The 22,546-nt window shown below is 68.5% G+C and carries 18 protein-coding genes; 8 read left to right on the top strand and 10 right to left on the bottom strand.

The window, feature by feature from the left end; translation table 11 throughout:
- Window positions 1-120 precede the first annotated feature (120 nt).
- Entirely contained in the window at window positions 121-939 is an 819-nt protein-coding gene (locus GQ674_RS20750; RefSeq protein WP_159498926.1) for a DUF2884 family protein, read from the top strand.
- Window positions 940-970: 31 nt separating this feature from the next.
- Here the strand turns inward: GQ674_RS20750 and zapE are convergent, their stop codons facing one another.
- Together zapE and GQ674_RS20740 are read right to left on the bottom strand one after the other, a co-directional pair.
- Window positions 971-2,071: a cell division protein ZapE gene (gene zapE / locus GQ674_RS20745; RefSeq protein WP_128095430.1), complete on the bottom strand. Its 1,101-nt coding sequence runs from the start codon at window positions 2,069-2,071 to the stop codon at window positions 971-973.
- Window positions 2,068-2,742: an alpha/beta hydrolase gene (locus GQ674_RS20740; protein WP_159498924.1), complete on the bottom strand. Its 675-nt coding sequence runs from the start codon at window positions 2,740-2,742 to the stop codon at window positions 2,068-2,070. Before GQ674_RS20740 ends, zapE begins: the two co-directional genes overlap by 4 nt.
- Window positions 2,743-2,797: 55 nt before the next feature.
- Here GQ674_RS20740 and GQ674_RS20735 point away from each other — a divergent pair, with 55 nt between their 5' ends.
- Window positions 2,798-3,667, top strand: coding sequence for an EamA family transporter (locus GQ674_RS20735; RefSeq protein ID WP_159498922.1), 870 nt, complete (start codon window positions 2,798-2,800; stop codon window positions 3,665-3,667).
- Between the two features lie 42 nt (window positions 3,668-3,709).
- Here the strand turns inward: GQ674_RS20735 and GQ674_RS20730 are convergent, their stop codons facing one another.
- The 3 genes from GQ674_RS20730 to GQ674_RS20720 all read right to left on the bottom strand — a co-directional run bounded on the left by GQ674_RS20730 (window position 3,710) and on the right by GQ674_RS20720 (window position 6,677).
- Entirely contained in the window at window positions 3,710-5,155 is a 1,446-nt protein-coding gene (locus tag GQ674_RS20730; RefSeq protein ID WP_159498920.1) for an ExeM/NucH family extracellular endonuclease, read from the bottom strand.
- Window positions 5,156-5,438: 283 nt separating this feature from the next.
- Window positions 5,439-5,957, bottom strand: coding sequence for a c-type cytochrome (locus tag GQ674_RS20725; protein WP_159498918.1), 519 nt, complete (start codon window positions 5,955-5,957; stop codon window positions 5,439-5,441).
- A gap of 114 nt (window positions 5,958-6,071) precedes the next feature.
- Entirely contained in the window at window positions 6,072-6,677 is a 606-nt protein-coding gene (locus GQ674_RS20720; protein WP_159498917.1) for a TetR/AcrR family transcriptional regulator, read from the bottom strand.
- Window positions 6,678-6,816: 139 nt separating this feature from the next.
- On the opposite strand from GQ674_RS20720, the gene GQ674_RS20715 reads away from it, so the two are divergent.
- The 3 genes from GQ674_RS20715 to GQ674_RS20705 all read left to right on the top strand — a co-directional run bounded on the left by GQ674_RS20715 (window position 6,817) and on the right by GQ674_RS20705 (window position 11,652).
- Entirely contained in the window at window positions 6,817-7,980 is a 1,164-nt protein-coding gene (locus GQ674_RS20715; protein WP_159498915.1) for an isovaleryl-CoA dehydrogenase, read from the top strand.
- Between the two features lie 9 nt (window positions 7,981-7,989).
- A complete protein-coding gene (locus GQ674_RS20710) occupies window positions 7,990-9,600 on the top strand; it encodes a carboxyl transferase domain-containing protein (RefSeq protein ID WP_159498913.1) in 1,611 nt (536 codons plus the stop codon).
- A 63-nt stretch (window positions 9,601-9,663) separates the two neighbouring features.
- Window positions 9,664-11,652: an acetyl/propionyl/methylcrotonyl-CoA carboxylase subunit alpha gene (locus GQ674_RS20705; protein WP_159498911.1), complete on the top strand. Its 1,989-nt coding sequence runs from the start codon at window positions 9,664-9,666 to the stop codon at window positions 11,650-11,652.
- 31 nt (window positions 11,653-11,683) lie between these two features.
- On the opposite strand, the gene GQ674_RS20700 is transcribed toward GQ674_RS20705, so the two are convergent.
- Complete coding sequence (locus tag GQ674_RS20700; RefSeq protein ID WP_159499619.1) at window positions 11,684-12,856, bottom strand: putative peptide maturation dehydrogenase; 1,173 nt, start codon at window positions 12,854-12,856, stop codon at window positions 11,684-11,686.
- A gap of 144 nt (window positions 12,857-13,000) precedes the next feature.
- Between GQ674_RS20700 and GQ674_RS20695 the strand changes: the two genes are divergently transcribed.
- Window positions 13,001-13,306, top strand: a complete 306-nt coding sequence (locus GQ674_RS20695) for an NHLP-related RiPP peptide (RefSeq protein WP_159498909.1) — start codon at window positions 13,001-13,003, stop codon at window positions 13,304-13,306.
- A 12-nt stretch (window positions 13,307-13,318) separates the two neighbouring features.
- On the opposite strand, the gene GQ674_RS20690 is transcribed toward GQ674_RS20695, so the two are convergent.
- The 4 genes from GQ674_RS20690 to aceB all read right to left on the bottom strand — a co-directional run bounded on the left by GQ674_RS20690 (window position 13,319) and on the right by aceB (window position 20,526).
- Complete coding sequence (locus tag GQ674_RS20690; protein ID WP_159498907.1) at window positions 13,319-15,829, bottom strand: putative peptide modification system cyclase; 2,511 nt, start codon at window positions 15,827-15,829, stop codon at window positions 13,319-13,321.
- 16 nt (window positions 15,830-15,845) lie between these two features.
- Window positions 15,846-16,889, bottom strand: coding sequence for a GGDEF domain-containing protein (locus GQ674_RS20685; RefSeq protein ID WP_159498905.1), 1,044 nt, complete (start codon window positions 16,887-16,889; stop codon window positions 15,846-15,848).
- Window positions 16,890-17,148: 259 nt separating this feature from the next.
- Complete coding sequence (gene aceA / locus GQ674_RS20680; RefSeq protein ID WP_159498903.1) at window positions 17,149-18,441, bottom strand: isocitrate lyase; 1,293 nt, start codon at window positions 18,439-18,441, stop codon at window positions 17,149-17,151.
- 435 nt (window positions 18,442-18,876) lie between these two features.
- Complete coding sequence (gene aceB / locus GQ674_RS20675; protein WP_159498901.1) at window positions 18,877-20,526, bottom strand: malate synthase A; 1,650 nt, start codon at window positions 20,524-20,526, stop codon at window positions 18,877-18,879.
- Between the two features lie 106 nt (window positions 20,527-20,632).
- Between aceB and GQ674_RS20670 the strand changes: the two genes are divergently transcribed.
- Entirely contained in the window at window positions 20,633-21,598 is a 966-nt protein-coding gene (locus GQ674_RS20670) for a LysR substrate-binding domain-containing protein (protein ID WP_159498899.1), read from the top strand.
- A 13-nt stretch (window positions 21,599-21,611) separates the two neighbouring features.
- Window positions 21,612-22,517 carry a LysR substrate-binding domain-containing protein gene (locus tag GQ674_RS20665; protein WP_159498897.1) on the top strand — a complete coding sequence of 302 codons (906 nt, stop codon included), beginning with the start codon at window positions 21,612-21,614 and terminating at the stop codon, window positions 22,515-22,517.
- The last annotated feature ends 29 nt before the right edge of the window (window positions 22,518-22,546 follow it).

The following is a 22,546-nucleotide window of genomic DNA, read 5'->3' as shown; positions in this document are numbered from 1 at the left end:
CGACTCTCACACCAACGTAACAAACTCGGCGCATCGCCGCTGGTCGGGGTGACTTCCGACCCGCGCCGGCACGGGCGGGGGGTGCGAGCCTGCAGGGGTCCCCTTTGCCGAGCCCGCCCCATGCGCCTGCCCCTGACCGGATGTCTGCTGCTGGGCCTGGCCGTGGCCGCGCCCGCCCACGCCGACGAAAAGGACGCGGTGCCGGCGCTGTCGTCGCGCCAATGCGGGGTAAGCACGCCCTACAACGTGCTGGTGGACAGCGGCGGGATCTGGCTGCGCCACCCCGATCAGGTGCCGGCGGAGATCTTCTTCCACGACGGCGAGCTCAACATCGACCGCACCCCGGTGCCGGTGAGCGCCGCCGACGCCCAGCGCCTGCGCCAGCTGGAATGGGGCACCCGGCAGCTGGTGCCTGCCGTGGCCGGACTGGCCAGCGAGGTGGTGGACATCACCTTCGATGCATTCGGTGCCACGGTGGAGATCCTCAGTGGCAGCAAGGGCAAGGCGCGCCAAGTGGCCCGGCTGCGCGACGACGCCCACCAGTACGTGGACCGCACCCTCGGCCGCGGGATCTGGGAGCAGGCCGATTTCGGCGACGGCTTCGAGCAGCGCGTGGAGCAGGCGGCCGAATCCATGGCCGATTCCCTGGCCCGGGGCGTGATGTGGTCGATGTTCACCGGCGGTGCGCAGCGCATGGAGGCGCGTGCGGACAAGGTGGAGGCGCAGCTGGAGCGGACCATGGAAACCCGCGCCCAGGCACTGGAGGCCCATGCGCAGTCGCTGTGCACCCAGGTGCTGGCGCTGGACCAGCTGCAGCAGGCGCTGGAGGTGCGCTACCAGGGCAAGCCGCTGGGAATGCTGGTGGTGGACCGCGACGACGACGCCCCGCCCCCGCGCGAACAGCCGCGCACCAGGGCGATCGCCCTGCCCACCCCGTAGCGGCGGGCAGGCCCCGGCGCCCCCGGCACCCTCACGCCTTGTGCGGGGTGCCCAGGTACTCGGCGCTCTGCATTTCGATCAGGCGCGAGGCGGTTCGCTCGAACGCGCCCTGCAGACGCACGCCCGAGTACAGCGCCACCGGGGTATCGGTGGCGGTGCAGACCAGGTTGACGTGGCGGTCGTACAGCTCGTCGATCAGGTTGACGAAGCGGCGCGCGGCATCTTCGTTGAGGGTGTCGAAGTGCGGGATGTCGCCCAGCAGCACCGTGTTGAACTCGTGCGCGATCTCGATGTAGTCCGACGGGCCGCGTGGGCCTTCGCACAGCGCCTTGAAATCGAACCAGGCGATGCTCTTGCCGCGCGCCCGCACCGGGATCTTGCGGCCCTCGATCTCGATGTTGCCCGGCTTGGCAGGCTGGCCACCGCTCAGCTCGGCCCAGCGCGTGCCCAGCCAGGCATCGCTGCCGGGGTCGCGCGGGGACTGGTACACCGGCGAGCGGGTCAGCGCGCGCATCCGGTAGTCTTCGGTGCCTTCGGCGTACAGCTCCACGCAGTAGGTCTGCAGCAGGCTGATGGCCGGCAGGAAGCTGTCGCGCTGCAGGCCGTTGAGGTAGAGGTTCTCCACCGCGGTGTTGGAGGTGGTCACCAGGGTCACGCCCTCGGCGAACAGCCGCTCCAGCAGCCGCGCCAGCAGCATGGCATCGCCGATGTCGGTGACGAAGAACTCGTCCAGCACCAGCACCCGCAGCTTGGCCCGCCATTCCTGGGCGATGCGCGCCAGCGGGTCGCTCTGGCCCTGGTGCTCGCGCAGGCGCTCGTGGATGCCGCGCATGAAGCGGTGGAAGTGGGTGCGGTACTTCTGCTCGATCGGCAGCCCGTCATAGAACAGGTCCACCAGGAAGGTCTTGCCGCGCCCCACCCCGCCCCAGAAATACAGGCCCTTGACCGGCTCGGGCTTCTTCCAGAATGCCGACAGGCGGTCCAGCCAGCCGTCCTGGGCGCTGTCCACCAGCGCCACATGGATGCGATCCAGCTCGGCCAGCGCGGCATGCTGGGCCGGGTCGTTCTGCCATTCGCCCCGGGCCACGCCCTCGGCGTAGCGCTGCGACGGGGTCAGTGCACCGTCACTCATGCGCCCGTGGCGCCTGCGTCAGGCAGCCAATGCTTGACGCCGTGGGTGATGGCCCCGCGCAGGTCGATCAGCTTGCGGTGAAAGAAGTGGCTGGTATCGGGCATGCGCACCAGTTCGTGCGGCGCCTGCAGGCTGCCGAGCCAGTCGTAGACCGCCTGCGGGTCGACGATTTCGTCTTCTTCGCCCTGGATCACCAACCACTGCGTCGGCGGCTGGATGCCGTCGAAGTCCCAGCGGCCGGCGGGCGGCGCGATCGAGATCTGCGCGTCCGGCTGCAGGGCGGCAGCCGCCTTGAGCGACACAAAGGCACCGAAGCTGAAGCCGGCCAGCCACAGGCGCTCGCCCGGGCGCTGCGCACGGACCCAGGCCACCACGGCCGCCAGGTCGTCCTGCTCGCCGTTGCCGTGGTCGAAGCTGCCGGCCGAGGTGCCGACGCTGCGGAAGTTGAAGCGCACCGTGGTGATGCCCAGCGCGCGCAGGCTGGTGGCGACCATGGTCACCACCTTGTTGTGCATGGTGCCACCCTCGGTGGACAGCGGGTGGCAGATCACCGCGACGATCGGCTGGGCCGGCGCGTCACCGGTGGGCAGGTCGACGGCAACGTCCAGCGGCCCGACCGGGCCGTCCAGCACCAGGGCGGCACTGGTGGGGGGGAAAGGGGGATTGTGCATGGCGTCATAATACCGCTCCTCCGCGGCCTGCACGGCCGCGCTTGCCGGGTGCGTCATGCTCTATCTGGTTTTCAGTGTGTGCTGCAGTGTGCTGGTGTCGGTGCTGCTGAAGCTGGCGCCGCGCCAGCGCCTGGACATGGCGCAGGTGGTGACCTGGAATTACCTGCTGGCCAGCGTGCTCAGCCTGGTGCTGCTGCGGCCGTCGCTGGCGTCGTTGCAGACCGCGCATGCGCCGTGGCTGGCCCTGTTGGGCCTCGCAGTGACGCTGCCCACCATCTTCCTGGTGATGGCCCGTGCGGTCACCCGCGCCGGCATCGTGCGCAGCGACGTGGCCCAGCGGTTGTCGCTGCTGCTGTCGCTGCTGGCGGCCTTCCTGGTGTTCGGCGAGACCGCCAACGGCTGGAAGCTGGCCGGGCTGGCGCTGGGCCTGCTGGCGATCGTGGGCATCAGCGCGCGCCCACGCGCCACCGCCGCCGCGCCCGGCGGCGAGCGTGCCTGGCCGTGGCTGCTGGCGGTGTGGGTGGGCTACGCGCTGGTGGACATCATGCTCAAGCAGGTGGCGCTGTCGGGCACGCCGTCGATGGCCGCACTGACGGCCAGCTTCGGCCTGGCCTTCGTGCTGATGCTGGCGCTGCAGCTGTGGCGGCATGCCAGCGGTGCGTCTCCGCTGCAGTGGCGCAACGCGGGGGCCGGCGCGCTGCTCGGGCTGCTCAACTTCGGCAACATCCTGTTCTACGTGCGCGCGCACCAGCACCTGCCGGACAGCCCGGCGGTGGTGTTTGCCGGCATGAACATCGGCGTGGTGGTGGTGGGCGCCCTGGTGGGCGTGCTCGCGTTCGGCGAACGCACCAGTGTGTGGAACCGCGTTGGCCTTGGGCTGGCGGTGGTGGCGATCGGGTTGATCGCGTGGGGCACCGCCGGGTAGGTATCGACCGTTGGTCGATACCTCGGCAACCGGCCCCGTTGATCAGCGATCGAAGCCCAGCAGCAGCGGGTCGTGGTCCGAACTGCGCCATGGGCCCGGTTCGTTGCGGCCCTGGTAGCCCACGTCCTCGGCCTCGTCGGCATTGATGTGCCATTCGGCGGCGCCCTGCAGGCGCTGGGCCATGGACGGGCTGAGCAACGCATGGTCGAGGCGGCCACTCAGCCCGTTGTAGACATAGCTGTAGGGGCGCTCGACCTTGGCTGCGGCGAAGGCGTCGCGCCAGCCGGCGTCGTGCAGCGTGCGGATCGGGTCTTCCATCGCGTAGGCGTTGAAGTCGCCGAGCAGCACCACGTCCTTTACCTTCAGGCGGGCCGCTTCGCCCTGCACCCAGGCGTTCAACTGCCGGGCCGATTCGACCCGGGTGGCATTCCAGCAGCCCTGGCCATCGTTCTGATCGGCGTCGGCACCGGTGGTGTCGCGGCAGCCTTTGGACTTGAAGTGGTTGGCCACCACCATGAACGGCTGGCCCATGCCCTGGAAGGCCTGCGCCAGCGGCGCGCGGCTGTGTTCGGCGAACGGGCCGTCGAGCTTGGTCACCGGCCGGCCCAGCGGCTTGAACCCGCCCTTGCGATAGATGATGCCCACCCGGATCGGGTTGGTACCGGGGCCCTGGCCGGCATCCACGAAGGCCCAGGCATCCTTGGGGTCGAGCGGGGCGTTGAGGGCGTCCACCAGTTCGGCGATGGCCGAGTGCGGCCCATAGCCGTCGTTCTCCAGTTCCATCAGCGCGGCGATATGCGCATCCAGCCCGTTGATGGTGGCCACCAGCTTGGCGGTCTGCGCCTGGTGTTCGGCCAGCGTGCGCGCGCCGCGCAACGTGGGGTACCCACCCCCCTGGCCATCGCCGTTGAAGTAGTTTTCCAGGTTGAAGGCGGCGATATGCAGCGACCCGGCCACCTTCGGCACGGTCGGGCGCTCCACCGCCGGCACCTGCAGCGGCGCGGTCACCTGCAGGCGCGGGGTGCCCTTGGCATCGATGCGCACGATGCCTTCCACGTTGCGCAGGACCATGCCGGTGCGCAGGTCGGCATTGGCCGGCAGGTAGGCCACCGCGCCGGGATCGCGTGCGTCGCTGCCGTCATCGAGCAGCAGGAGGCGGTGCGCGTTGTCGGCCGTGATCTGGGCATGGCCGGCGCTGCGCGGCGCGGCCACTTCGCTGGGCTGCCAGAGGCGGCCATCGAAGGCCACGCTGAGTTCGCCGAAGCGGGCCAGGCCGTCGGTACCGGCCAGCGTCAGCGGCGCGGCGATGCGCACCTTCTGGCCGTCCAGGGTGCGCCAGTCGGTGGGCGGCGCGGTCAGGGTGATGCTGGCCGACGCGGTGGCTGCGGCCGGGCGCGCCTGCGGCGCGGTAGCGGGCTGCGGCTGGGCGGCGTGGACTACGCCGGATAAGGCCAGCGCAAGGGCGAACACAAGCGGGGAACGACGCATCGGTGGGGCGACTCCGGAAAGGGGCGATACAAGTGTGGCGGCCAAAGATGACCCGCCAGCGACCGGCGACGATGGTAGCAATGCAACGCCGCCACCGCCTGGGGGCGGTGTGGTGGGTGGATGCGTGGGTTGGCGGATGCCGGGGATTGGTGGACGCCGGTAGAGCCGACCGTTGGTCGGCTGCTCCGGGTGGCCGGCCAACGATGGGGTCCACGGGGCGTTACGGGCAGCCGACCAACGGTCGGCTCTACCGGGCGTTCTGGCAGCCGACCAACGGTCGGCTCTACCGGAGGTTGGCGAGCATCCAGTCGACGGTGGCGTGGATCTGCTCTTCGGTGAGCGCCGGGTTGCCGCCCTTGGGCGGCATGATGCCGCCGTCCGGACCGGTGTAGCCCTCCAGCGCGTGCTTGTAGAGGGTGTCCTTGCCTTGGGCGATGCGCGCATCCCAGTGGCTGTGGTCCAGGGTGGGGGCATTGCCCACGCCGTTGGTGTGGCAGGCGGTGCAGAGGTTGTCGAAGATCACCTTGCCGTCGGTGGTGCCGCCGTAGGCGACCTGGGAGGCCGACTTGGCCAGCGCCGCAGCCTTGGCGGCGGCCTGCGCCGCCACGCCGGTGCTGCCGGCATAGACCGCGCCGGCCGGGGCGATGCGCTGTTCGGTGCGCTTGGCGGCCATGGGCGAGACCTCAGCGGGAATGCTGGTATGCAGGTATGCGGCGAAGACGATCAGGCCGAGCGTGATGGCCACCAGTAAGGCAATGACCATGGAAAAGCGTTTCAGGAACTCGAGGTCGTAATTCCGCACTCTCTTTACCCCTGGCTGGTAGTCGTTGGACCACGGCTTGTCGGCCGAGTATGACCAGCGTCAGCGGCGCTCTGCAAGCCGCCGCGTTCTATCGCAATGCAGCATGGGCACGGCTCAGGCGCCGGCGGCACGCAGGCAGAAAATGCAGATCGACTCCACCAGCAGGTCTTCGTCGCCGTGCGCGTCGCGGCTGGGCGCGGTCGGCCCGACCAGCGCCTCGGTGAACGCACCGACGATGCAGGCCGCCGCCACGTGGGTGTCCTGCGGCGGGAACGTCCCCGCTTCGATGCCCTCGGCGACGATGCGACGGAACACCTCGCCGAATAACCGGCGGCAGCGGATGCGCTCGGCCTCCACCTCCGGGTCCACCGGCTCGGCGATGAACGCATAGGCCAGCCCGGGGCCGGCCAGCGCGCGCCGTACGAAGGCGGTGATGGCCCGACGCAAGCGCTCGGGCGCCGGCAGCGGCTCGGCGGCAATCGCCTCGAAGATGCGCAGCTCGTGCTCGACCGCGGCGGTGAGCACCTCCACGAACAGCTCGGCCTTGGACGGGAAGTGGCGGTAGATCAGCCCGGTGGACACCCCGGCCTCGGCAGCCACGGCGGTCACCGGCGCATTGCGGTAGCCGCCGGCGGCCACCAGCGCACGGGTCGCCAGCAGGATCCGTTCACGGGCGCCTGCCAGGCGTTCTTCCATCAGTGCTGAGCGTTTGTAGGCCATTTGTTGATTCTATGTTCAATTTTTGAATTTGTGTTCACTTCTTCCACGAACCCCGCTACGCTGGGCCATATCGCCCGCGGGACGGCTGGTGCCGTCCACCCCAACCGGCGCGCCCATCCAGCAGTTGCGGAGTCGCCCCATGCACGTCCCCACCATGAATTTCGATCTCGGCGAAGAGATCGACCTGCTGCGCCAGAGCGTGGCCCATTTTGCCTCGGTCGAGATCGCACCGTTGGCCGCCCAGGCCGATGAAGAGAATCTGTTCCCGCATGCGCTGTGGCGCAAGCTCGGCGAGCAGGGCCTGCTCGGGCTGACCGTGGAAGAGGAGTACGGCGGCAGCGGCATCGGCTACCTGGCCCACGTGGTGGCGATGGAAGAGATTTCGCGCGCCTCCGGCGGCATCGGCCTGTCCTACGGCGCGCACTCCAACCTGTGCGTGAACCAGCTGCGCAAGAACGGCAACGAAGCGCAGAAGCAGCGTTTCCTGCCCGGCCTGTGCAGCGGCGAGAAGGTCGGCGCACTGGCCATGAGCGAACCTGGCGCCGGCTCGGACGTGGTGTCGATGAAGCTGCGCGCCGACAAGCGCGGCGACCACTACGTGCTCAACGGCAACAAGATGTGGATCACCAACGGCCCCGATGCCGACGTGCTGGTGGTCTACGCCAAGACCGACGTGGAGGCCGGCGCCAAGGGCATTACCGCGTTCCTGGTCGAGAAGGGCATGAAGGGCTTCTCCACCGCGCAGAAGCTGGACAAGCTGGGCATGCGCGGCTCCAACACCTGCGAACTGGTGTTCGAGGACTGCGAAGTGCCGGAAGAAAACGTGCTGGGCGCGGTCGGCGGCGGCGTCAACGTGCTGATGTCCGGCCTGGATTTCGAGCGCGTGGTGCTGTCCGGTGGCCCGCTGGGCCTGATGGCCGCGGCCATGGACGTGGTGATGCCCTACGTGCACGAGCGCAAGCAGTTCGGCCAGGCCATCGGCACCTTCCAGCTGATGCAGGCCAAGCTGGCCGACATGTACGTGGGCCTCAACGCCTGCCGCGCGTATGTGTATGCGGTGGCACGCGCCTGCGACCAGGGCCGCACCACCCGCCAGGACGCCGCCGGTGCGATCCTGTATTCGGCCGAGAAGGCCACCTGGCTGACCGGCCAGGCGATCCAGGTACTGGGCGGCAACGGCTACATCAACGAGTACCCGACCGGGCGGCTGTGGCGCGATGCCAAGCTGTATGAAATCGGCGCAGGCACCTCGGAAATCCGCCGCATGCTGATCGGTCGCGAACTGTTCCAGCGCACCAAGTAAGGGAAGGTCATGAGCGTATTGAGCAGCCAGCTGCAACCGGGCAGTGATGTTTTCGAGGCCAACCGCACTGCCCTGCAGGCGGTGGTCGATGACCTGCGCGCCACCCTGGCGCAGACCGCGCTGGGCGGCAGCGAGGCGGCCCGTGCCAAGCACACCGCGCGCGGCAAGCTGCTGGTGCGCGATCGCATCGATGCGCTGCTCGATGCGGGCAGTGCGTTCCTGGAGATCGCGCCGCTGGCCGCGCACGGCATGTACGGCGACCCCATCCCCAGCGCAGGGGTGGTGGCCGGCATCGGCCGGGTGTCAGGCGTGGAATGCGTGATCGTGGCCAACGACGCCACCGTCAAGGGTGGCACCTACTACCCGATGACGGTCAAGAAGCACCTGCGCGCGCAGGAAGTGGCCGAACAGAACCGCCTGCCGTGCATCTACCTGGTGGATTCGGGCGGTGCGTTCCTGCCGCTGCAGGACGAGGTGTTCCCCGACCGCGACCATTTCGGCCGGATCTTCTACAACCAGGCCAACCTGTCCGCGCAGGGCATCCCGCAGATCGCCTGCGTGATGGGCAGCTGCACCGCCGGCGGCGCGTATGTGCCGGCGATGAGCGATGAAACGGTGATCGTGCGCGAGCAGGGCACCATCTTCCTCGGTGGCCCGCCGCTGGTGAAGGCCGCCACCGGCGAAGTGGTGACCGCCGAAGAACTGGGTGGTGCCGACGTGCACACGCGCATTTCCGGCGTGGCCGACCACATGGCCGACAACGACCTGCAGGCGCTGGCCCGGGTCCGCGCGATCATCGCCCAGCTCAACTGGCGCAAGCCCGAGCCGGCCCTGGCCGTGCAGGCCGCGATGGAACCGCGCTACCCGGCCAACGAGCTGTATGGCGTGATCCCCGCCGACACGCGCAAGCCGTACGACGTGCGCGAGGTAATCATGCGCATCGTCGACGACTCGCGGTTCGACGAATTCAAGCCGCGCTACGGCAACACCCTGGTCACCGGCTTCGCGCACCTGCACGGCTACCCGGTGGGCATCATCGCCAACAACGGCATCCTGTTCTCCGAGTCCGCGCTGAAGGGCGCGCACTTCATCGAACTGTGCACCCAGCGCGGCATTCCGCTGGTGTTCCTGCAGAACATCACCGGGTTCATGGTGGGCCGCAAGTACGAACACGGCGGCATCGCCAAGGACGGGGCCAAGCTGGTGATGGCGGTGGCCTGCGCCAAGGTGCCCAAGTTCACCGTGGTCATCGGCGGTTCGTTCGGCGCCGGCAACTACGGCATGTGCGGCCGCGCGTATTCGCCCAACTTCCTGTGGATGTGGCCGAACGCGCGCATCGGCGTGATGGGCGGCGAGCAGGCTGCCAGCGTGCTGGCCACGGTCAAGCGCGACGGCATCGAGGCCAAGGGCGGGCAATGGTCGGCCGAGGAAGAGGACGGCTTCAAGGCGCCGATCCGCGACCAGTTCGAACAGCAGGGCCATCCCTACTACGCCAGCGCCCGGTTGTGGGACGACGGCGTGATCGATCCGGCCGATACCCGCCGCGTGCTGGGCCTGGCGTTGTCGGCCAGCCTCAACGCACCGGCACGGAAAACCGACTTCGGCGTGTTCCGCATGTAAGGCACGTGCGGCACCGCTGGGTGCCGCCCCTTCTTCGCCATTGGCCCGCGCAACGAGACTCCCATGTTCACCAAGATCCTGATTGCCAACCGCGGCGAAATCGCCTGCCGCGTCATCGCTACCTGCCAGCGCCTGGGCATCGCCACCGTGGCGGTGTATTCGGATGCCGACCGCAACGCGCGCCACGTGCGCCTGGCCGACGAGGCCATCGCGATCGGCCCGGCGCCGGCCCGCGAGAGCTACCTGCGCGGCGACGCGATCCTGGACGCCGCCCGCCGCACCGGCGCGCAGGCGATCCACCCCGGCTACGGCTTCCTGTCCGAAAACGCCGGCTTCGCCCAGGCCTGTGCCGAGGCGGGCATCGTCTTCATCGGTCCGTCGGCCGATGCGATCCGCGCGATGGGCGACAAGAGCGCGGCGAAGGCGCTGATGCAACAGGCCGGCGTGCCGCTGACCCCGGGTTACCACGGCGATGACCAGGATCCGCCGTTCCTGCGCGCCCAGGCCGATGCGATCACCTACCCGGTGTTGATCAAGGCCAGCGCCGGTGGCGGTGGCAAGGGCATGCGCCGCGTGGACGACAGCGCCGATTTCATCGAGGCCCTGGCCAGCTGCCAGCGCGAAGCGCAGGCCGCGTTCGGCAACGCGCACGTGCTGGTGGAGAAGTACGTCGAGCGCCCGCGTCATATCGAAATCCAGGTGTTCGGCGACAGCCACGGCAACGTGGTGTACCTGTTCGAGCGCGACTGCTCGGTGCAGCGCCGCCATCAGAAGGTGCTGGAAGAAGCGCCCGCGCCCGGCATGACCGCCGAGCGCCGTGCGGCGATGGGCAAGGCCGCGGTGGACGCTGCGCGCGCGGTGAACTACGTGGGCGCCGGCACGGTGGAATTCATTGCCGCCCCCAACGGCGATTTCTTCTTCATGGAAATGAACACCCGCCTGCAGGTGGAGCACCCGGTGACCGAGTGCATCACCGGCACCGACCTGGTGGAATGGCAGCTGCGCGTGGCCAGCGGGGAACCGCTGCCGTTGCAGCAGGATCAGCTGCAGATCCGCGGCCATGCGCTGGAAGCGCGGCTGTATGCCGAAGACGCCGACCGCGGCTTCCTGCCGTCCACCGGCAGCCTGCGCCACCTGCGCCTGCCGGCCAACACCGCGCACGTGCGCGTGGACGCCGGTGTCGAACACGGCGATGCGATCACCCCGTTCTACGACCCGATGATTGCCAAGCTGATCGTGTGGGACGTGGACCGCGACGCGGCGCTGCGCCGCATGCAGCAGGCACTGGCCGAGTGCGAAGTGGTCGGCGTGACCACCAATGCGGCGTTCCTACGCCGGCTGGTGATGACCGATTCGTTCGCCCACGCGGACCTGGACACGGCGCTGATCGAGCGCGAGCAAGCTGCGCTGGCACCCAGCGCCGATAGCGGCAGCCCGACGATGTGGGCGCTGGCCGCCATTGCCGCGGTCGGCAGCCAGGCCGCCGCCAGCGTGGACACACGCGACCCGCATTCGCCGTGGCAGCGGCAGGATGGCTGGCGTCTGGGCGCACGCGCCCCGCATGCGCTCAGCCTTGAATACCGTGGTGGCGCGCAGGCGGTGACCGCGCTGGAACACAACGGCACGTGGTCGGTGACCGTTGGTGATGCGCGGCTGCTCGTCCACGGCGCGCTCGACGGCGACATGCTGCGCGTGCAGGTCGGCGATGCCCTGCACCGTGCCCGCGTGGTCCGCGATGGCAACGAGATATACCTGTTCGGCACGGAGGGCGCCCAGCGCTTCATCCTGCATGACCCGGTCAGCGAAGCCGACCAGGCCGTGGCCGATGCCGGCAGCCTGGTGGCACCGATGCCCGGCCGCATCGTTGCCACGGTGGTGACGCCCGGCACGAAGGTCAAGCGCGGTGCACCGCTGCTGGTGCTGGAGGCGATGAAGATGGAACACACCCTGCAGGCACCCGCCGATGGCGTGGTGCAGGGCTACCGGGTCAAGGCCGGTGACCAGGTGGGGGATGGGGCGGTGCTGGTGGATTTTGAGGCGGACGGGGCCTGAGCCCCGCCTGCCGACTTCGCAAGGGCGGCGATCAGGTTGCCGCCGCTTGCCAGATGACCCCCGCCGGGTCGAGTTCGGTGGTGGTCATCTGTGCGGCGCGCCAGCCGAAGCCGCACACAGCGAGCACACCTTCGGCGATGGTATCGAGCCCCAGCGCGCGTTCGAGGTGCTTTTCGTTGATGGCGCCGGTAATGAAAGCGCCCAACCCGGCATCGGTCGCCGCCAGGTAAAGCGTCTGGGAAAGGTGGCCGGCTTCCATGGCCACTACGCGGTAGCTCTTGGCATGTTGGCGATACTTCCAGAAAGTGCGATTGAACCGGGGCGCCAACACCACCAGCACGTGCGCATCGGCGAACCAATGCTGCTGCCCCACGGCCTCCATGACAAAGCCGCGGTCCAGCACGGCGTCCGTACCGACCGGCGCGATCTGGTGGCTGTCACTCTGGTAGTGGTAGATCCCGGGTGCGACACCTTCGACATGCTGCACCAGCAGATAGGCCTCGATCGGATGCAGTCCGCCCCCCGAGGGTACGTTCTTCTTGAGGAAGACGAGATCCTCGCCCACGCGCTGCTGCGCGGTGCTGCCAAAGGTCCGCTGCAGAACCTGGGCAAACAGCGCCAGCGGCAACGGCTGCCAGGTGTCGAAGTTCCGGCAGGTGACACGCCGCGCCAACAGGTCGTCGAAGCAGCCGCTGGGTGACCGGGGCAGCTGCTGGGGTGGGCCGCTCCCCTCGATGCGGGCGCACTCAGCGGGTGGAGCACCCAGCGTGCGACGCATCTGGACCGCCGTTTCGGTCTCGGACTCCTTCATGTTCCGCACCGCGTCCACGCCGTCCCAGCGCGAGAATGCATGCAGCACCGCAGCAAGAGGATGCCAATGGGCCTGACGGAGGCGTGCGTCACGCGCGGCGTGCACCGGGTCAGCCGGGTCCTGTGCGATCACCAGACCAGCCGCCAGCAGTGGGGCAGCCAGCATGGCCTCGGCACTTCCTTCCTCCAGTGCGTGCCAGCGGCTGGGACTCAGGCTGCCCAACCACGCCTGGGCGCGGCCGTCGACCCTGACCGGCGCGTCCAGGTGGGGTGCCAGGGCGTACCAGGCCAGGTCACGTACCAGCCCGTCACCTCCCTGTAGAAGGCTTTCAAAACGGAACTCGATGGTTTCCCGTGGTTCCAGCACCAGTACCGCACACCGCCTGACCTGCATCTGCTGTTCCCCTTCGGCAACCCGTTCTTGTTCCACCATATCGATCCATCCGCCCACAACTTGATGGCGACTGCTCCCGATGCCTCAAGATGTGCCGGGCTGGGCCGAAACCAGCACATCGTCCCGACCATCCAAGGATCCGCCATGCCCTCGTTGAAGCTCGAACCCTCCGTCGCCCGGCACCTGGTTCACCTGTTGGCCACCGATGATGCATTCCGCCAGCAGTTTGCCACCGCGACCGAAGCGGCCCTGATCGCTGCGGGCCATGTCCCGGAAGATCAAACGTCGCTGGCAGAATTCGTCACGCTCTGCTGCGCCAACGTGCAGTTGGCCGACAAGGAAGCCATCGCGGCCGCCGAGGAGCAGATCGTGGCCATGCTCACCTGTGGCACCGCGTACACGGTTCCGATGCTCGAACACGGCCATGGCGGTCCGCGCACACTGCGCTGATGGTCGTGTCGATCACGGTCTTCCGCGCGCTGCCGCTGGCGGCAGCGTTGCGGGATCGCCCGCTATCCTGCGCACGTCCAGCACGTTGAGTGCCTGCAGGCAGTAGCTGCATTCCACCTCGGCATAGGCGAGTCCGGCCTTGTCGCGCAGCCAGCCGGCGTGCTGAGCGACGCCGAGGGTATCGCCGGCATCCCGGGCGGCCTGCAGCGCCGATACCCGTACCTGCAGACGCGACTGCTCACCGATGTAAGGCGCAAGGTGATGCAAGGCGTCCTTTGGTCGCCCGTCCAGGCGCAGGCGCTCGGCGGCCAACACCGCGTTCATTTCATCGATCAACCGGCTGGGTGGCACCCCTTTCAACAGCGCGATGCGCTCGGGGACCGCTTTGGCGAGCTGGCGATCGCCGAGTCTCAAGGCGACCAGCGCGGCCGCCTGGGTGGTGACGATGCGATCGATGAGATCCACCGGCGGTATGTTGGCGATGTCGTCCAAGGGCACCCGTGACGCTTCACGCAACAGCGCCAGCGCGGACGCGCGCCGGCCGGCCTGCATCTGCGCCACGGCAAGCGGCACGTAGAAGTTGTAACGGTCTACACCGGTTTTTGTGCCGCTTCGCGTCATTCCCCGCTGGGCCAGGCGTATCGCCGAGTCCGCGTCGCCCTGGTCCAATGCGACGGAGGTGCGGAACACATCGGCGTGGAAGTTGCCTGCGGTGACGCGGTCCAGCAGAACGGCCGCACGCGGATAGTCCCGCCTGGCGGCTGCCACCGTCGCCTGCCGCATAAGTGCGCCCTCCCAGCCCGTAGCGGCCGCCTTGCCTGCCGCAACGTCGGCTGCATCGTATTGCCCCAATGCCAGCAGGATGCGTCCGTACTGATCCAGGGCCACGGCAGGCAGGTCGACGTGACTCTCACTGACGCGATGTGCCAGCGGAAGCGCTTCGTTGAACCGGTTCTCCACGAACAGATTGAGTGCGGCGTTGTAGGTGGCCGGCAGGTAGTCCGGGTAGAGCTCGGCCATGCGCACCCAGCCGTCGGTGGCACGGCCCGGGTCGGTGATCTGCAGCGTCCAGTTGCGGACGTAGATTTCCTCGCGGCTGGCAAGATGGCTGGAACGCTGCTGCGCCTGCACCAGGGCATTGGCCGCACTGGCGAAGTCGGCGCTGGAGAAATGCGCCCGGGTCTGTCCCAGCCACGCCAGGGCGAAGGCATCGTCGATCTGCGTTGCCTGCTGGTAAAACGCCAGCGCGCCCTTGTAGTCGCCCCGCGCATAGCGGCGCTGTCCCAGTGCATACGCGCGCAGCGCGTCGAGGCTGCTGGTGGTGACCTCGGGCAGGGGTTGGCTGTTGCGTTCGATGACGGCCGCTTCCTCGCCCAGATCATCACGCAGCTGGCGCGACACGTCATCGATCGCATTGAGGACGGCGCCTTTCCTGGCCAGCGATGACCGGACGGCCAGCGTCTGTCGTGTCTGTGGATCCACCACCTCCACGGAGAACCGGGTGCGCCCCCCGACGGTCGCCACCACGGGCAGCAACACCAGCCGCGCACCGGATCGCACCGCGACGGTGGTGGCATTGCTTCTGTCCAATGGGTCGGTTTCAGGCGACTTGCGCATCATCTCCAGAATGCGGGAGATGCGGTCGTCACTGACGACGTTGACGTAGCGCGACTGCTCCAGGCTGATGCGGAACGCCTGGTCGAGCGCGTCATCGAGCATCACGTTGTTGCTCAGATTCTCAAGCTTGCCCACCACGACCCAGTCCCGCTCGGCGAAGGCGATGGCCGGTTCGGGGCGCAGCAGCATCCAGGCACAGATGCCTACCACCAGCACCAATGCTGCTTCCGCGGCAAGGGCCGTCGGCTGGCGCCAGAGCGGTATGTCGCGGCGGGCCTTGGCGTTTCCGCGTGGCATTCGCAGCGGGGCCGATCCGATTTCGCCCACCTCGAACACTTCCTGCCGGGTCGGTATGCCCTTGAATCGCCAGCGACCATGCGATTTCCACACCAGGCGCGTGCCCCGTTCGCCCAGCTCGCCCGCGGCCCGGTGGGTCAACGACTCGGCGCCGGCCGACAGCAGGAGCTGCCCGGGCCTGGCCAGGGTCATCAGGCGCGCGGCCATGGGCTTGGCCAAGCCTTCCACCTCCACGGACTTGGCGCCTGCCTTGATCGCCTCGGGGCTGTTTTCCCAAGTCAATACCTCGCCAACATGCAATCCGGCGCGGGCACGCAGAACGATCCCCCGCTGCTCGCCGATCGCCTGCAGGCCCCGCTGGTAGTCCAGCGCGAACCCCAATGCGTCGATCGCACGATCAAACAACAGAAACAGGCCGTCAGAACGGTCAATCTGGTGCCCGTTCCACAGTTGCTGCAACCCCAACACCAATCGGTCGTGATGCTGGAAAAGCTCAGCGGCCGCCGCGTCACCGATGCGCTCCACCAGAACCATCGAGTCGCACAGATCGGTGAACAACAGCGCCCGCATCTGGGGGGCCTGGGTCGACGCTCCGTTGTCGCCGTTCATGCCGATCTTCCCCCGATCAGGGTGAGGCGGTCGCGGCACGCGACCAGTGCAGCCGGTTGCCGCCCAGGCGCTTGGCCTGGTACAGCGCGTTGTCGGCGCGAGCGTACCACTCGCTCCAATCGGTGTGGGGCTCCAGCAGGCGCACGCCGATGCTGACCGGGCAGACGTGCGGCACGCCGTGGGCGCGGTCCATCAGGCCGTGCACCGCGCTGAGGATGAACTCGGCCGCGTGCTGCAGGCTGTCGGCGTTTGCGGTGCGCAGCAGCAGGCAGAACTCGTCGCCCCCCAGCCGGCAGGCCAGGTCGGCTTCGGTGGCCACCGAGCGCAGGATGTTGGCCACGCTCTGCAGGACCCGGTCGCCGGCCTGGTGGCCGTGCTCGTCGTTGACCTGCTTGAAGTGGTCGCAGTCGATCAGCAGCAGCCCCTGCGGCGCGCCATCGGCGTGGCTGCGGCAGTCCTGCAGGTACAGCGCCAGGCCACGCCGGTTGTGCAGGCCGGTGAGCTCGTCGGTGCGCACCAGTTCACGGGTATGGGTGAGCTGGTGGGTGGTGACGTACAGGTTGTCCAGCGCGGTTTCCAGGTCGTGGTTGCGCCGCCGCAGCTGGCGGATCAGGACCTGTTCGTTGCTGACCACGCGCATGATGGTACGGCGCAGGAAGTACGCCACCAGGCCGGGGTCACGGTCGACCAGGCGCTGGAAATCGGCATTGCCCAGTTCCAGCACCACGCTGTCGGTCACCGCGCGCGCGTCGGCGCTGCGCGGATGGTCGCCGATCAACAGGCCCAGTTCGCCGAAGAATTCGTTGGGGCCGAGCGACTTCACCACCAGGTCGTCGCCGAAATCCAGCTCGATGCTGCCGCTCACGACCACATACATGGTGTCGCCGGCTTGACCGCGCTGGAACAGCAGGTCACCTTTGGTCAGGCATTGCTGTTTGCCGAATTCGGCAAACAGCGCGAACTCGGCGTTGCTCAGGATGGCGTGCACGATCTCAGCCATCGCGGTCTCGGCGATGCCTGGTTCCTGTTCGCACACAATCGCCGCAACCTTGCCGGTCATCCCGTGCACCCGCTTCCCAGCGTTCCCCCGGTGAGCCGAGGAGAATAGCACCCCTAAAAAGTGTGCGCCTCATCCCATTTCAGAGCACGGGCGCCGAAATTTCCCGGCCGGCCCGCCACATCCTTCTTCATGACGCGATCCCGGCCTGCCAGCGGCCACCCGGGCCGCCTTCACGCGCCGCCGTGAAACCCACACAAGCCGACGGGCGGTCCCCCGACCGCCCGTCGCCCCGGCCTTCCCTGGCCGCCCTTGGTGATCGTCAGGCCGCCCGTTCGGCGTTGAACTGCTCTTCCTCGGTCGAGCCGCTCAGGGCGGTGGTCGAGGACTGGCCCTGCTGGATCGCCTGGGTGACCGCGTCGAAGTAGCCGGTGCCGACCTCGCGCTGGTGTTTGACCGCCGTGAAGCCGCGGTCGGCGGCGGCGAACTCGGCCTCCTGCAGCTCCACGAAGGCGCTCATCTGGCGGCGGGCGTAGCCATGGGCCAGGTTGAACATGGAGTAGTTCAGGGCATGGAACCCGGCCAGGGTGATGAACTGGAACTTGTAGCCGTACGTGGCAATTTCCTTCTGGAAGGTCGCGATGGTGGCGTCGTCCAGGTTCTTCTTCCAGTTGAAGCTGGGCGAGCAGTTGTAGGCCAGCAGCTTGCCCGGGAACTTGGCATGGATGGCCTCGGCGAACTTGCGCGCGAACTCCAGGTCCGGCTTGCCGGTTTCACACCAGATCAGGTCGGCGTAGGGGGCGTAGGCCAGGCCGCGGCTGATCGCCTGGTCCAGGCCGTTGCGGGTCTTGTAGAAGCCTTCCACGGTCCGCTCGCCGGTGGTGAACGGCTGGTCGTTGCCATCGACATCGCTGGTCAGCAGGTCGGCGGCTTCGGCATCGGTACGCGCCACCAGCAGGGTGGGCACGCCCATCACGTCGGCGGCCAGGCGCGCGGCGTTGAGCTTCTCGATGGCCTCGCGGGTGGGCACCAGCACCTTGCCGCCCATGTGCCCGCACTTCTTCACCGAGGCCAGCTGGTCCTCGAAGTGCACGCCGGCCGCGCCGGCTTCGATCATCGCCTTCATCAGCTCGAAGGCGTTGAGCACGCCGCCGAAACCGGCCTCGGCATCGGCCACGATCGGCTGCAGGAAGTCGATGTCGTCCTTGCCTTCGGCGTGGTGCAGCTGATCGGCGCGCAGCAGCGTGTTGTTGATGCGCTTGACCACCGCCGGCACCGAGTCGGCCGGGTACAGCGACTGGTCCGGGTACATCTGGCCGGCCAGGTTGGCATCGGCGGCCACCTGCCAGCCGGACAGGTAGATGGCGTTCAAGCCGGCCTTCACCTGCTGCATGGCCTGGTTGCCGGTCAGCGCGCCGAGCGCGTTGACGAAGTCCTTTTCCTGCAGGTAGGTCCACAGCTTTTCGGCACCCAGCCGCGCCAGCGAATGCTCCACGTGCACGGTGCCGCGCAGGCGCACCACGTCGGCGGCGGTGTAGTTGCGGGTGATCCCGGCCCAGCGCGGGTCGGTGTTCCAAGCGTGCTGGATCTGTTCGGCGGTCTGCAGGGTGCTCATGTCGGTTTCTCCAGGAAGGGAATGCGGGACGCCGGGCGGCGCCGGGCCGGGGTGGGAAGGGCAGCGGGGCAGAGCCCCGCTCTACGGGTGTTTCGGTGTAGAGCCGGGCTCTGCCCGGCTGGCGGGGTCCAGGGCAGCGGGGCAGAGCCCCGCTCTACGCGTGTTTTGGTGTAGAGCCGGGCTCTGCCCGGCTGGCGGGGTCCAAGGCAGCGGGGCAGAGCCCCGCTCTACGGGTGTTTCGGTGTAGAGCCGGGCTCTGCCCGGCTGGCGGGGTCCAGGGCAGCGGGGCAGAGCCCCGCTCTACGGGGTGTTTCGGTGTAGAGCCGGGCTCTGCCCGGCTGGCGGGGTCCAGGGCAGCGGGGCAGAGCCCCGCTCTATGGGTGTTTTGGTGTAGAGCCGGGCTCTGCCCGGCTGGCGGGGTCCAATGCGGCGGAATCAGGCGAGGCGGTCGTAGGCAGGCAGGGTCAGGAAGTCGGTCAGGGTGTCGCGGCGGCTGAGCTCGGCCAGCAGCGCGATGGCCTCGGGCAGGCGGGCACTGCCGGGCAGCGCGGCGGTGTCGCCGAGCCGGGTGGGCAGTTGCGCCAGGGTGGCATCGAGCAGCGCCAGGTCGATGGCGGTGCCGTCGTCCAGGTGCTGCCCGGGAGTGTGCAGCCACTGCCACAGCTGGCTGCGGCTGATCTCGGCAGTGGCGGCGTCTTCCATCAGGTGGTGGATGGGCACGCAGCCGTTGCCGTCCAGCCAGGCGGCCAGGTAGCGCACGCAGACTTCGACGTTGCCCTCGAAGCCGGCGCGGGTGATGGTGCCGGTGGGCGTGGCGATCAGCGCGTCGCGGTCCACCTGCACGTCGTTGCGCAGCACGTGGTGTTGGTTCGGCGTGGGCATGTGTTCGTCGAAGATCGCCTGGGCAATCGGGATCAGCGCCGGGTGCGCCACCCAGGTGCCGTCGTGCCCGGCAGTCACTTCGCGCAGCTTGTCGGCACGCACCCGCGCCATCGCCTGTTCGTTGGCGGCGGCATCGTGGTTGATCGGGATCTGCGCGGCCATGCCGCCCATGGCATGCGCGCCACGGCGGTGGCAGGTGCGGATCAGCAGTTCCGAATAGGCCTTGAGGAACGGCTGGGTCATGGTCACCTGGCCACGCTCGGGCAGCACCTTGTCGGCATGCCGGCGGAAGGTCTTGATGTAGGAAAAAATATAGTCCCAGCGGCCGCAGTTCAGGCCGACGATGCGGTCGCGCAGTGCGTGCAGGATTTCATCCATCTCGAACGCCGCCGGCAGCGTCTCGATCAGCACGGTGACCTTGATCTGGCCGTGCGGCAGGCCGAGCATGCCTTCGATGTGCGACAGCGCGGTTTCCCACAGCGCCGCTTCTTCCATCGACTGCAGCTTGGGCAGGTAGAAATACGGGCCGCGCTGCTTGCACATCAGCGTGCGGGCGTTGTGGAAAGCGAACACGGCCGCATCGAACAGACCGCCGGCAATTGCCTGGCCGTCGATGCGCACATGCTTTTCGTCCAGGTGCCAGCCGCGCGGCCGCACGATCAGCACCGCCTGTTCGTTGAATGGGCGCAGCGTGTACTGCTTGCCGGGCTTGCCCTCCAACGACGGGCCGGTATGGGTGAGGTCACCGCGCACCGCGCCGATCAGCGCCTGTTGGCCGGCCAGCAGGTTGGCCCAGGCCGGGGCGGTGGAATCCTCGAAATCGGCCATGAAGACTTTGGCGCCGGAGTTCAGCGCGTTGATGACCATCTTCGGGTCGGTCGGCCCGGTGATCTCCACGCGGCGATCCTGCAGCGCGTCGGGCAGCGGCGCCACGCGCCAGTCCTCGCTGCGGATGTGCGCGGTGTCGGCACGGAAGTCCGGCACCCCGCCGCCATCGAAGAAGGCCTGGCGGGCCACCCGGGCCTGCAGCCGGCGCTGGCGCTCGGGCTCCACGGCGCGGTGCAGCGACACCAGCAAGGCCAGTACCCCTGCCGGCAGCAGCGCGGACTGGCCGGCGAGCTGGGTGGTCAGCGCAATCCCGGGGGTGGCCGGGGCATCGGCCGGGGTGGGCTGGGCAGTGGCGAAAGCGGCGACGGCGGACATGGCGGGCTCCTGCATTGCGGTAGGCCCCACCGTGCGCCGCCGTACCGTATATGACAAAACAGTTATAGCAATGCTTTACATAAGTTGTGCTTATACTCGTGACGCCATGCCCACACCGCCCGCGCCAAGTCCCCGTTTTTCCTACAAGTCCGACCGGCTCAAGCCGCTGCGGGCGTTCTGCCAGACGGTGCGTCTGGGGTCGGTCTCACGTGCGGCTGAGGCGCTGTTCGTCAGCCAACCGGCCATCAGCCAGCAGTTGCAGGCGCTGGAGCGCGAGCTGGGGGTGGACCTGTTCGAGCGCAGCGGGCGCCGCCTGGTGCCCAGCCGCGAGGGCCAGCTGCTGTTCGAGATGGCCTTGCCGCTGGTGGAAAACCTCGACGGGCTGGAGGCCAGCTTCCGCGACAAGGTGAAGGGGCTGGATGCCGGCGAGCTCAACATCGCCGCCAACAGCTCGACCATCCTGTACCTGCTGCCGCGCATCGTGGAGCGCTTCCGCCAGCGCCACCCGGACGTGCGCCTGACCCTGCACAACGCGATCAGCGCCGACGGCACCGACCTGCTGCGCAGCGACGCGGCCGACCTGGCGGTGGGTTCGATGACCGACGTGCCGGCCGATCTCAGCTACGCCCCGGCCTACCGCTTCGAGCAGGTGTTGATCGCCCCGCCCGGGCACGCGCTGGCGCGGGGCGAGCTCAGCCTGGAGGCGATCTCGCAGCATCCGCTGGTGCTGCCGCCGAAGCGCCAGATCACCTACCGGCTGGTCGACCAGGTGTTCCAGCGCCACCGCCTGCCGTACACCGTGGCGCTGGAAGTGGGCGGCTGGGAAGTGATCAAGCAGTACGTGGCGATGGGCATGGGCATCTCGATCGTGCCCGCGCTGTGCCTCAACGACACCGACCGCGACCGGCTGGTGACGCGCTCGATGAGTGCCTGGTTCCCCGAGCGCAGCTACGGGGTGATCGTGCGCCGCGGGCGTTTCCTGTCGCCGCAGGCGCGCGCCTTCATCGAGCTGATCCAGCCGGACCTGTTCAGTCCGCGCAGCTATGATGAAAGCGGTCATTCCGAGCGCTGACGCCTGCCCTGCCATGTCGATCGAACTGCGCCACCTGCGCTACTTCCTGGCCGTCGCCGACACGCTGCATTTCGGCCGCGCGGCCGAACGCCTGGGCATGTCGCAGCCGCCGCTCAGCCAGCAGATCCGTCAGCTGGAAACGCTGCTGGGCGCCCGCTTGTTCCTGCGCGCCAACCGCCGCGTGGAGCTGACCGAAGCCGGGCGCGTGCTGCAGGAACAGGCCACGGCGGTGCTCGAACGCATGGACAAGGCCATCGACCTCACCCAGCGCGCGCAGCGCGGCGAAACCGGCGAGCTGCGCATCGGGCTGACCCGCGCCACGCCGCTGTCCACGCAGATTCCGCGCGCGATCTTCGCCTACCGCCAGCAGTTTCCGCAGGTGCAGTTGAAGCTGCGCGAGATGAACACCCTGCAGCAGATCGACGCGTTGATGGCCGGCGAGCTCGACGTCGGGCTGATCCGCAAACGTGCTTTGCCGGCACCGTTGATGTCACGCAAGCTGTTCAGCGATCCGCTGGCGCTGGTGGTGCACGACCAGCATCCGCTGGTGCGGGCGCTGCCGGCTGATGCGTCGGTGGCACTGCGCTTGTTCGCGCACGAACCGTTCGTGGGGTTCCTGCGCGAGGTCGGTGCCGGGATCCACGATCACTTCATCGCGCTGTGCCGCAGCGCGGGCTTCACCCCCCGCATCATCCAGGAGGCCGGCGAGGCCTCGACGCTGATCAGCCTGGCCGCCTCCGGTCTTGGGGTGACCGTGCTGCCGGCCTCGTGCAGCCATATCCAGGTGGACGGCGCGCGCTTCGTCGCGCTCAGCGACCGCGCCGCCAGTTCGGAAGTGCACGTGGCCTGCCGACGCGGCACCGCCTCGCCGCTGATCGCACATTTCACCCAGCTGCTGCAGGGCCAGGCCCACGATTGAGCACGGGCGGGGCCCGCAGTGGAAGAGAC

The sequence above is a fragment of the Stenotrophomonas sp. 364 genome (genome assembly GCF_009832905.1).
Classification (GTDB): domain Bacteria; phylum Pseudomonadota; class Gammaproteobacteria; order Xanthomonadales; family Xanthomonadaceae; genus Stenotrophomonas; species Stenotrophomonas maltophilia_AP.
Note: the sequence above shows the minus strand (reverse complement) of the source record. Positions and strands in the feature narration are given on the sequence as shown.

Excerpts from the sequence above, each read along its gene's own strand:
- GQ674_RS20750 (WP_159498926.1), top strand. The coding sequence starts at position 121 with ATGCGCCTGCCCCTGACCGGATGTCTGCTGCTGGGCCTGGCCGTGGCC.
- zapE (WP_128095430.1), bottom strand. The coding sequence starts at position 2,071 with ATGAGTGACGGTGCACTGACCCCGTCGCAGCGCTACGCCGAGGGCGTG.
- GQ674_RS20740 (WP_159498924.1), bottom strand. The coding sequence starts at position 2,742 with ATGCACAATCCCCCTTTCCCCCCCACCAGTGCCGCCCTGGTGCTGGAC.
- GQ674_RS20735 (WP_159498922.1), top strand. The coding sequence starts at position 2,798 with ATGCTCTATCTGGTTTTCAGTGTGTGCTGCAGTGTGCTGGTGTCGGTG.
- GQ674_RS20730 (WP_159498920.1), bottom strand. The coding sequence starts at position 5,155 with ATGCGTCGTTCCCCGCTTGTGTTCGCCCTTGCGCTGGCCTTATCCGGC.
- GQ674_RS20720 (WP_159498917.1), bottom strand. The coding sequence starts at position 6,677 with ATGGCCTACAAACGCTCAGCACTGATGGAAGAACGCCTGGCAGGCGCC.
- GQ674_RS20715 (WP_159498915.1), top strand. The coding sequence starts at position 6,817 with ATGCACGTCCCCACCATGAATTTCGATCTCGGCGAAGAGATCGACCTG.
- GQ674_RS20710 (WP_159498913.1), top strand. The coding sequence starts at position 7,990 with ATGAGCGTATTGAGCAGCCAGCTGCAACCGGGCAGTGATGTTTTCGAG.
- GQ674_RS20705 (WP_159498911.1), top strand. The coding sequence starts at position 9,664 with ATGTTCACCAAGATCCTGATTGCCAACCGCGGCGAAATCGCCTGCCGC.
- GQ674_RS20700 (WP_159499619.1), bottom strand. The coding sequence starts at position 12,856 with ATGCAGGTCAGGCGGTGTGCGGTACTGGTGCTGGAACCACGGGAAACC.
- GQ674_RS20695 (WP_159498909.1), top strand. The coding sequence starts at position 13,001 with ATGCCCTCGTTGAAGCTCGAACCCTCCGTCGCCCGGCACCTGGTTCAC.
- GQ674_RS20690 (WP_159498907.1), bottom strand. The coding sequence starts at position 15,829 with ATGAACGGCGACAACGGAGCGTCGACCCAGGCCCCCCAGATGCGGGCG.
- GQ674_RS20685 (WP_159498905.1), bottom strand. The coding sequence starts at position 16,889 with ATGACCGGCAAGGTTGCGGCGATTGTGTGCGAACAGGAACCAGGCATC.
- aceA (WP_159498903.1), bottom strand. The coding sequence starts at position 18,441 with ATGAGCACCCTGCAGACCGCCGAACAGATCCAGCACGCTTGGAACACC.
- aceB (WP_159498901.1), bottom strand. The coding sequence starts at position 20,526 with ATGTCCGCCGTCGCCGCTTTCGCCACTGCCCAGCCCACCCCGGCCGAT.
- GQ674_RS20670 (WP_159498899.1), top strand. The coding sequence starts at position 20,633 with ATGCCCACACCGCCCGCGCCAAGTCCCCGTTTTTCCTACAAGTCCGAC.
- GQ674_RS20665 (WP_159498897.1), top strand. The coding sequence starts at position 21,612 with ATGTCGATCGAACTGCGCCACCTGCGCTACTTCCTGGCCGTCGCCGAC.